At 40.9% G+C, this 10,451-nt stretch carries 5 protein-coding genes; all 5 read right to left on the bottom strand.

Annotated elements, in window-relative coordinates:
- Positions 1-497: 497 nt before the first annotated feature.
- Genes OU792_RS16660 through OU792_RS16640 form a run of 5 tightly spaced genes read right to left on the bottom strand, consistent with a single transcriptional unit; the run spans position 498 to position 10,307 of the window.
- Positions 498-1,382, bottom strand: coding sequence for a glycoside hydrolase family 17 protein (locus OU792_RS16660; RefSeq protein WP_274670780.1), 885 nt, complete (start codon positions 1,380-1,382; stop codon positions 498-500).
- Between the two features lie 5 nt (positions 1,383-1,387).
- Entirely contained in the window at positions 1,388-3,733 is a 2,346-nt protein-coding gene (locus OU792_RS16655) for an MFS transporter (protein ID WP_274670779.1), read from the bottom strand.
- Between the two features lie 59 nt (positions 3,734-3,792).
- A complete protein-coding gene (locus tag OU792_RS16650; RefSeq protein WP_274670778.1) occupies positions 3,793-5,058 on the bottom strand; it encodes a glycosyl hydrolase family 17 protein in 1,266 nt (421 codons plus the stop codon).
- Positions 5,059-5,094: 36 nt separating this feature from the next.
- Positions 5,095-6,834, bottom strand: coding sequence for a glycoside hydrolase family 3 protein (locus OU792_RS16645; RefSeq protein WP_274670777.1), 1,740 nt, complete (start codon positions 6,832-6,834; stop codon positions 5,095-5,097).
- A gap of 20 nt (positions 6,835-6,854) precedes the next feature.
- Positions 6,855-10,307 (bottom strand): hypothetical protein, encoded by a 3,453-nt coding sequence (locus tag OU792_RS16640; protein ID WP_134203170.1) that lies wholly within the window; start codon positions 10,305-10,307, stop codon positions 6,855-6,857.
- Positions 10,308-10,451 lie beyond the last annotated feature (144 nt).

Below are 10,451 nucleotides of genomic sequence, written 5' to 3'. Positions count from 1 at the left end.
GGCATCATCGGCTCATCATCATCATTACAAGCGAAAAACAAACCAGAGATTAACAAAATAAAGAGTCCTCCTAGTAATTGTCTAGTGTAGTTCATAATAGTTAAATTTAGTTTTGGTTTAGGTAATACTAACATGTGAAATGGGGTTTGGTTATTTGAAAGGAACTACGATACCGAATGACCAATTGGATCGATGGGAGCTGAAAAAAATTGCTTGACTTAAAATCGAGATCCAAAAGCAGCTTCCTTCCGATTGAATCTAAGCCTGGTTGATTATGTTGACTTTAATTCAATTTTAGGATTCCTATTTATTAGAGCCTATTTTCATCACAAAAACAAATAACAAGAAGCACATTCTAAAAAAAAGACCTGAAGGGAACTCAGTTTAATTTTCATTGATGGAAAGTGCTATATTCTAAGTCACACCAAAAAAATCTCTAGCATTGGTTTATTAAGAAAAGAAAAGAGCTACCCGGAAATCGAGTAGCTCTTTGAGTTTTAGTATTTCAACTTTTCATCCTTGTCCCAGATACCCCAATAGGCTCCGACATCTCCTTCAGTTCCTACCTTCCAAGACTCATCAAAGGAAGAGAAATAAAAGACTGGAATATTATCCAACTTTGACCAGGTTTGGATGTTGATAAAGTATTTCAAAAAGTTTTCATCGGAGGGAATGGCTCCGTAGAGTGGGCTGCCTTGACTTGGCCAACCCGTCTCCGTGATGAGCACCGGCTTTCCATTTGCTGCTTTCTTGGCACGATTGTACATATCCTTTATGTAAAGTAGGGAATAGTCCAATGCACAACCTTCCCAGTATGGATAGCAATTAGCAAGAATGACATCACATAAATCAGTAATCCGTGGTTTTTGCTCAAATTCATAATAAGCATCCACATAGCCAACGGGAACCTTGGGTATTTCGGCTTTCACTTTCTTGATAAAATCTAATAATTCATCTTCTGTCAGATCTTTGCGATACATTACCTCATTTCCTACTGCAGCGATATCCACATAGCCTTCTTTTGCCAATCTGATCAAGCCATCAACTTCGGCTTGATTGATTTGGTCATCTGTTCCTAACCATGCACCTACCAGAGTCTTCATTCCCATTTCTTTTGCGATAATTGGAATGAGCTCGTTGCCTTCTGTACAAGAAAAAGTTCGAATCCATTTTGTGTAAGGTTGCAGAATTTCCAGCCTTCTTCTGATTTGCTTTTCTGTCAAAGTGTCCCCAGGCTGTTGACCTTCTTCATATGGACTTATACAGAAACCGTAAAGCCCATCTTGAAGCAATTCTCTGAATGATTTAGCCAATTCTTCTTTTGATAATCCCTGCAGATCTCTTCCTGCAAGTGCCAATACTTTCTCAGCATTAAATGACATAATTATTAGTATTTTAATTTTTCGTTTTTATCCCAAATTCCCCAGCTTTGGCCGACTTCTCCCTCATGATGTACCTTCCATGGTTCGTCAAATGATGAGAAGTTAAATAAGGCTATTCCCTCATTTTGTGCCCATTCATTAGTCGCAATGAGGTACTTCATAGCATTTTCAGAGGATGGAATAGCATCGTTTAGACTCTCACCGGAATCCGGCCACCCTGTTTCTGTGATCATAACCTCTTTTCCATTAGCAATACTTTTGGCCGTCTCATACATTTTTTGAAGATATACCGGAGCATGATCGATACTGCAACCCTCCCAGAATGGATAACAATTTGCCAAAATCACATCACATGCTGCCACGATCGTTGGCCGCTGAAATAGCTCATAATAGGTGTCTACGTAGCTTACCTGAATTTCAGGAAGTGATTTTTTGACTAGTTTCAAATAATGAAGTACTTCCTCTTCTGGAAGTTCTTTTCGAAGGAGTGCCTCATTGCCTACGACAGCAATATCCACCAAGCCTTGTTTTCCTAATTTTATGAGCTGTGAAATCTCAGCTTCGTTTTTGGTTTTGTCTGTTCCTAGCCAAGCCCCGACCATGGTTTTAAGGCCTTTTTGCTTCGCTATTTTTGGTATCAATTCATTACCATCAGTACAAGAAAATGAGCGTATCCACTGAGTATGGGGAGCCACGATACTCATTCTGCGTGTGATCTGATCTTCGGATAATACCTCACCGATATTTTGGCCTTCCAAGTAGGGACTGAAGCATAGCCCATGAAAACCCTTTTCTAAGGCTTGTGAGAAAAGCGACTTGATTTCTCCTGAGGATTTCCCCTCAAACTTATTTTGTAACTGGAGAGCAAAAGCTTTTTCTTGCTCCGAAAGGCTTATGACAGTACCTGGCTGATAGGGGGTATAGATACTGGCAGGCTTGTTTTTTTCTATTTTTCTTAATTTTAATTGTTCCCGGATTTCATTTGCTCTTGCTTCATCCACGTCATAATCGTGCATGAGATACATAGCTACCATCGTACCTAGCATTGGTAGTCCAGAGAAGAAAAGTCGAAGTCCATCCACAGCTCCTTCAGGTTGTACAGCCGCATTCCCATCAAAACCTACTACGGTCAAAATCACTCCACTCAGACCACCTGCTATTGCGAAACCAAACTTCACCATGTACCAATAAATAGCTCCAAATACACCTTCCCGGCGAACCCCATAATTCAATTCGTCTAAATCGATTACATCCGCTGTCATGGACATCATTAGGACGAAAAGACTACCAATTCCAAAAGAATGGAAGGGGAGAGAAAAAATAAACATCCAAGGCTTACCCGGAACGAATAGGAACCACAAAGAAGCATAGCCTACTAATGCAATACTTTGAGATACCATGAATGCATTTTTTTTGCCTATTCTTTTTGACATAGCTGCCACGATAGGAATCACAATAAAGGTAGTCACCAATGCACCCACGCTTCCGAAAATCGGTGTCCAATACCCCGCGGCTCCTGCGTCTCCGCTGAAGAGATGCCACACCACGATAAAAAACACAAAGCCAGCTACTGTATTGAATGCATTGAAAATAAAGAATGTCGAAATGCAAAGCTTGCGGAATGGTCTGGATGCAAATGCCTCTTTGAATCCTTGAATAATTTTCGAAAGGCTGTTTCCAATTGCATCAAAAGTCAGTGGTGAAAATTTTTCATTTAGCGTTGATTTACTTTTGATGAAAATGGCAGGGACCATTGCACAAATCGCAAATATCACTCCCACCCAAACGGCCAATTGACGGGTAGCAGCTTCTGGGCTCGGAAACCAAGAAGGATCGTACATAATCACCCAAAACCAAGGAGCAATTACCCATGCCCACTGTCCAATCCACTGTGCAATAGCCATGATTTGTGTACGCTCATGGAAGTCCTCACTCATTTCGTAACCCATGGCGACGTAAGGCACACTGAAAATCGTAAGCCCTATATAAAAGGCAAATGAACCCAAGAGGAAATAGGTGAAGTTGTAATTCACCGTGTTTTCTCCGTAAAGCTGCCACATCACCGAAAAGGCAACTCCCATGACTATGGCTCCAAGGAAAACGTATTGCCGTCGCCTTCCCCATACAGATTTCGTATTGTCTGAGATAAAGCCCATGATTGGGTCAGTCACCGCATCGAGTACACGAGGCAGAAAGTAGACAATCCCCCACATCCATCCGGGGAAGCCTAGGTTTTGGACCAGCACAACCATAAATATACCTAGGGAAGCTGGAAACATTTGATTTGCTAACATACCCACACCGAAGGCAATCTTTTGCCCCATCGGAACTGTTTTGGCTGTGGTTGACATGGTTATTTGGATTTGGTGGTCAGTAGTTTAAAGTGATAATTTCAAAAGTGGGTTATAATTTAATAGTTGGCAGGAGGAGCGGATACCTTCGTAAGAAGGCTGTCAATTTCTCCATTGTAAGTCTTAATGATTGGATTTCCGTCTCGGGTAAGTCCTTCAAAAATACCCTGATCGACTAATTCCCAAACAGGATATTTTGCTTCTCCTTTGAGACTAAAAAGGCCAAAGTGGTTTTCCGATCCAATGGGATTTGCAGCGTCTTTCCATTGCTCATTGAAAGCTTCGAAATAAAACATAGAAATCCCTGCTTCATTAGTCCACTCACGCATGTGCTTGTAGTATAGACCTTGTTTGTATTCGTCAGCAGCATGCGAACCCTCAGGACCGTAAAAGCCGTCAGAAACACTCGCCCAGCCTGTTTCTCCAATGTGAATGGGCTTATCGACTCCTATACTTTTCATGTAGGAGGCCACTGAATCATATTGAGATTTGGCAAAATCCCTGGCTCGAAGCATGGCTGCCTCTACTTTTTCAAGTTCAGATAGCTTGGATTCCTCAATAGGGACTCTCCAGAAAGCTGGATTATAATGCGAGTTGTGATAAGGGTAGGTATGGATGGAAATGTAATCGACTGCATTGGCCAACTTTTCCAAATCTTCTGTATGGTAACTGGCATCGCCACCTCCCCAGGAAGAAAAATCATCCGAACTGGTAATCCATAGATCCTTGGGGAGTTTACCTTCTGCTTTGAGTTCTTGCAGGTGATTGACCCATTTCAAAATCACCCAAGGCTGTACAAAATAGCTGGTCGCCCATCTGACCATGGCTTCATTGCCTACGGCAAGGATTTTAACAATATCTGGATATTGATTAACCAAAGCTACTGCTCGCTCGATTTCACCTTCATTTTGCTCGCTTTCTACATTGTGGTCGGGTTCCAGGTCTGTCCAAGCATTTTTGCAATCAATCCATGCCCCAAGCATCACATACATTTCAAAATTCGGATCTTCTTTTTTTAATTCTCTAATAGCCTTCAATAAAGTAGTTGCATGTGGCAGCTGGACATTGTAGGTTCGAAGAATTTTGATTCCCATTGCTGAGAGGATTTTCACGTCTTCTTTCAGTTGATTGACGGTTGGTTGTATATCTCTTGAACGCTCTCTGTATCCTCCGAATGAAATAGCTTGGTAAGCTGGATTTCCTAATATTTCTTTTGCTGTCACTTCTTTGTTTTTAGTTGTTTCCACATCAGTTGATTTTTCACTACAAGAAAAGCTTGCTGCCAGGGCAGAACCTATTAAAAGTAATTTAAGGCTTGATTTCATAGTCATTTGATTTTGAATTTCCTGTATAGCATTCGATTATTTTTCTTGATGATAACACTGTCCAAAACCTATCGGAAAAAGTGGTTCAATGGAGCTTTCCCAATAGTTAGGACCATATTTTCCATTGAAATCTTCCACTGATTTGGGCCAAGAGTGGGGGAGTTTCCCCTTAAAATCAAAAAAGCCAAATAGAACTTCAGCTATTCCATCTCCTTCCGATCCCGGTAACCAAGCAGCCACAAAAGCATCACTAAGTTCCATTTGGGGTGTAATAACTAGTGGTCTTCCAGATATCAATACAAGCACTATTTTGATGCCCTTTTGGGAATAAGACTGTACTAACTGCTGATGTTCTTCGGTAAGGGTAAGTTGGAATAGATTCATTTCGCCACCTACATCCCCAAAGAATTCTGCGTATGGATTTTCTCCCACCACAATGACTGCCACATCTACATCCTCAATTGATGCTGTGCCATCAGGATCATATTTTACCTCATGCAAGGCAAACTTTCTAATGCCTTCCAAAATGGTGGTAGCACCTGAATAGTTTTCGGTCATTCCTTGCCAGTTGACCGTCCAACCTCCAGACTGTAAACCAGAATTGTCTGCAAATTTGCCAACAACCACAATTCTGGAAGTTCGCTTTAGAGGTAAAGCCTGATTTTGATTCTTTAATAAAACCAAGGACTCCCGAACTGCCTGTCGTGCAATAGCCCTATGCTCAGGAATTCCAATTTTGCTTATGAGACTTTTATCGGAAAATGGATTATCAAATAACCCAAATCTGAACTTTTGTCTCAAAATCCTGCGAACAGCATCATTAATTCTTTCCTCTGAAACTGAACCATCCAAAACCGCAGCCTTTAAGCCCTCTTGAAAACCATCAAGATCACCATCTACTGCCATCACCATGTCTATTCCGGCTTTGATAATATCATTTTGGCCAAAACGGGAATAGGCTTTCCAGTCAGATACCACAATTCCGTCAAACTTTAGCTGATCCTTCAGTAAATCCGTAATCATAGCCTTGTGGGCATGCATTGGAATTTCATTCAAAGTATTGAAGGAAGCCATTACCGAGGCAACCCCCGAATCAACTGCTGCCTGATAGGGTGGGAGTAGGCGCTCGATTAGCTCTTCCTTTGTAAGCGAGGTATTTCCTCCTTCTACTCCAAAATCTGTAGCTCCATCTCCTATAAAATGCTTAGCTGTCGCCAAAACCCCTTCATTACCATTCGATCCTTGATGTCCTTTGACAGAGGCTTGAGTCAATTTCGAAGTGAGCTCTGTGCTTTCGGAAAAAGCCTCATAGACCCGTCCCCATTTTTCATTAAAAGGAATGGCAACGCATGGTGAAAAAACCCAATTAAAGCCTGTAGCCTTAGACTCGATGGCCGTAATCGCTGCTGCTCTCTCAACTATTTCAGGATTTCCTGCAGCTCCTAAACCAATATTATGAGGGAAAATGGTAGCTCCTTCGAAGGTGTTTTGGCCGTGTATGGCATCCACTCCAAATAGCAGCGGAATTTTTAATCGTGTATCCAAGGCCTGCTTTTGGAATTCTGAAAATTTGTCCTGCCATTCTGCAGCTGTAGATCCTGGAACTGGTCCTTGGGTATGAATCACCGAACCAATAAACTTGGATTTAATATCCTCGGGAGTGACATCGTCAAAATGTCGAACCTGAGACATCTGTCCGATCTTTTCTTCCAAAGTCATCTGAGAAATCAAATCCTCAAGTTTTTGCTCTTGGTCAGGTTTGAGTTTGAATGTCATCGATTTTAAAAAGTATCTAATTAGTTAAATAAGGCTTCATTTACCCTTACAAGAATTTGTTTGATCTCTCCGGTCCGTTTGAATATCTTCTGGCTCAACTCTTCGTCTAATTGCAGACTATTCTCTGCAACTGTTTTGAATTCATTTCCAAAAGATATTTCAATGACGTCTTTGGAGTCCAATTGGTAGACTATTGGCACCTGGCAAAAGGAAAAACAGAGCGATTTTTCACCAATAAATAATTCAGTTTTCTCCCCATTTACATCAATATATGGCAAAGTTTGACTTTTGGTCAAAAACTCTGATTTCTTTAGCATAAATGGATTAAATGACAACTTACCCTCTCGAATGAATACTCCTAATTCTCCAAAACGGCAGATTATATCCTCCTTGACCTGTCCCGTCATTCCGGGCTGTTGAGCTCCTTTTCCGGCGGGAGTATGGGAATAAGGATCTGTAGGAAAAGCTCCATATACGGTTGGTGATTTATGCACCCCAATACCTTCATTAATTTCGTAATAGTGGCGTATCAATTGATCTAGGAGCTCCTGTGGAGCTTTTTCCTCTTTGGCTCTAATGCAGCATTCCCATACGGCCAATTGAAGTTTAGAAACCATATGCCAATAGATGGATCCGAGACCTTCATATCCATAAAAAGTCCCAGAGCGTCCAGTGAAAGCCTTGTGATTAAAGACATTTTCAAAAATTTGCAAGATTTCTTTTTTAGCAGATTCAGTTAATTCAAACTGAGCAGGGTCTAAGTTTTCCAGCGCTTTGGACAAGTCAGAGGCATTTTTGAAGTTACCGTTGAAATGGTAGTTTCCATCCACATCCTGCTCAAGGATCTTTTTATTGCCTTTTTCCAACAAACTGTTTAAAAGTTTCGATCTCTTTATTTCCTCCTTGGGTATGGTGTTTCTTTCCAGGAATCCAGGCAGCTCCTTATTTGGATAAAGTAAATAGCTGTGTTGATCTGCCCGGTAGAGCTTGCTTTTTCGAAGTGCATCCAATGTCTGCAAAGCCTCCTCCGAACTCAAGTAGCCGGAACTTAAAGCAGCAACCTGGCCCTCCAGCATTTCGCTGAGGTATTCAATAGTGACTTCCTCTTCATTTTCGACACTCATCAGGTTGTATGCATGATACAAGTTGTCCTGACGTTTATTGGCTCTAATGGTATGCTCAAGATAGCTTTGGCAAATGCTTGAGAACTCTAGAAGTTCATCGATCGAAAGGTTCTTTTTGACACCGCAAAAAGAATCAGCATAGATTTTCATTCTAAAAGCACTCCCTGCCGACCCCAAAGCATCCAATACATTTTTTCGGTCTTTGCCGCTAAAACTACCCGAAAGCAAAGGCTGATGAGAATTGAGGGTAGATAAAGTTTCCTGGAAAAATGTCAGTAGCTCTTCTGAAACAGGAATCTCCTGCTCAGTACTTTGCTTCAATAGCTGCGTGAAAAAATTCAGAAACCTTCTCAAATAATACAATGTGACCATGGAAACACCATTTCCGACGAGCGCATTGTTGGCGTCGTTCCATTCAGGTCTTTGTGTATTCATCCAGATTCCTCCCTCTGGAATGAAATTGGAAACTTTCGCAAGAACTGTCGCGAGTATTTTCTCGATGAAATTTACCTGATAAATCCCACCAGATTGATCTTGAAGCAATGCAGCATCTGAGCCGATTGAAGTCCATCGCCTTTGGATTTGCTGATCTAATTGATGATCAAAATCAATCGTGTCTTTAGGGTTTTTCAGGATCTCATTGTAAGCCTTGATTTTGTAGGGGACATTGGCATACACGAAAAAATCCTCCTTGAAGAATTTTACCAAGCTACCAGGTGCATAATTCTCTGCAAATTCCAGAAACTTCAACAAGTAAATGATCTGATGATCACCCCAATACCCGATGTAAGACCAGGGATCATCTGCTTCAATTCTTTCCCAGTCTATTCCGTTTTTTGTGATTCGATATGGATTATAACCATCAAATGTAGAGGCATTTAAGAACTTCAGGATCATGCTTTCAATGAAGTCAGGATAGGCGAGGGCCAAGGCTTCCCAATTCTGAAAAATATCCCGCCAATTTCCTGCATAATCCAATACTTTTGATCCGTCTTCGTTTCTGGTGTTGATAGAAAAATTATTCCAAGGACGGCTTGGATCACCGTGGCGTCGGCTAAATTTCAGAGGTAAATACTCCAAACAAAGACGCTCAAAATGGCTGTTTCCAGAATTTTCTGCCAATTCTTTGAGCTGAGTAAAGGAGAATTTTTCTGGAAGCGAATCAATTTTGCTTTTTTGCTTCAAGAAAACCTCTCGGTTAGCATTTTGAATTGAGTTCTTTAGGTCTTCCTTTTCGATTTGATAATTTTTATCAAAAATCCCACCCCGCATAATGTTAAACATCACATTGGCAAAATGTCGGGTGTCTTTTAAGGAATCTGCTGTAAGTTGTATTCCATCAGAGGCAGCATCCAGCTTAATTAGCTCTTCTGTTCCACTCCGAATATCTGCTTTAACTTTCTTGATTAAGTTCGGCTCGGTTTTTATTTCTTTGGCAAGTGCGCGAATTTGGGAGACATTCTGATTGATATCAGCCAGAATCATCCACTCTTTACTATCACCCGGGTGCAATTCTGAATCGAAATGAACAAAGTAAGCACCCCTTTGAGCTTTTATGTCATATTCTTCCTGAATGGAAAAACCCTCTCTAAATGACTTTAGTTGAGAAGAGGAGAGGAGTCTCTTTGCATTTTCCAAGCCCAGTGACCAAGCAATAGTTGCTTTAAGCGCTTCACTTGGCTCGGCTTTGTCCACAATGATTGCGCTAAGCGCAAAAATCCCAATTCCACTTTCTCGGTCAAGTTCATTCCTTTTATAGGCATCCACCAGATTACTTCGCATAGTTTGAAGGGCACTTCCTACGCCATAAGGCATGATATTCTGGATCCCATCCAAGATCGATATGTTAAGTGTGCTTTTCCCACTATTTGAAATAGAACTGGACTTGACAAAACCGTAATTATCACTTGTAGTCCATTCATATCTAAAGCATAGCTCCAGATCCAGATTTTCCTCTTCAAACAAGATTTTATTACCAAAAACACTCTTGTATAGATTCCTTTTCAGCCGATACTCATTGGCGAAATGGATAGAAAATGGCTCCCAAACATGGGTTTGGTTGTTTTTTTGAACACGAATGATTGATTTCGAGCCGGTTACTTCTGATGACTCGAGGATTTTATCATCAGTGTAATAAGGAAAAAGTGCATTTTCGGGGTCTTTTCTACCGGCACTAAGCCCTCCATTACTTCCAATAAACAACCAATGATTATAGGGGCTGATAATGCTCATAAAGAAGGGGAGCATTTGATCAGAGTTTGAAATTTTTAAAAATACCTCGGAGTCAATGACCTTGGTTTCAAGATTTATTGGTTGATTTTCTTCGTATTCACTGATGCTTTTTTGCATATAAAATTTTTTAGACTAAGAATAAAGACTTTAAAATAGATCTATCTGCTCAACCAAACGAGCGATAAGGCCAATTTCTTTGTTGCTTCTCCCTGATACCATGAATCTTTCTAACATTTTGCCTTTTCGGGACTCCATGGACTT

Origin of the sequence: Algoriphagus sp. NF (assembly GCF_028823735.1) — a bacterium.
Lineage (GTDB): Bacteria > Bacteroidota > Bacteroidia > Cytophagales > Cyclobacteriaceae > Algoriphagus > Algoriphagus marincola.
Note: the sequence above shows the minus strand (reverse complement) of the source record. Positions and strands in the feature narration are given on the sequence as shown.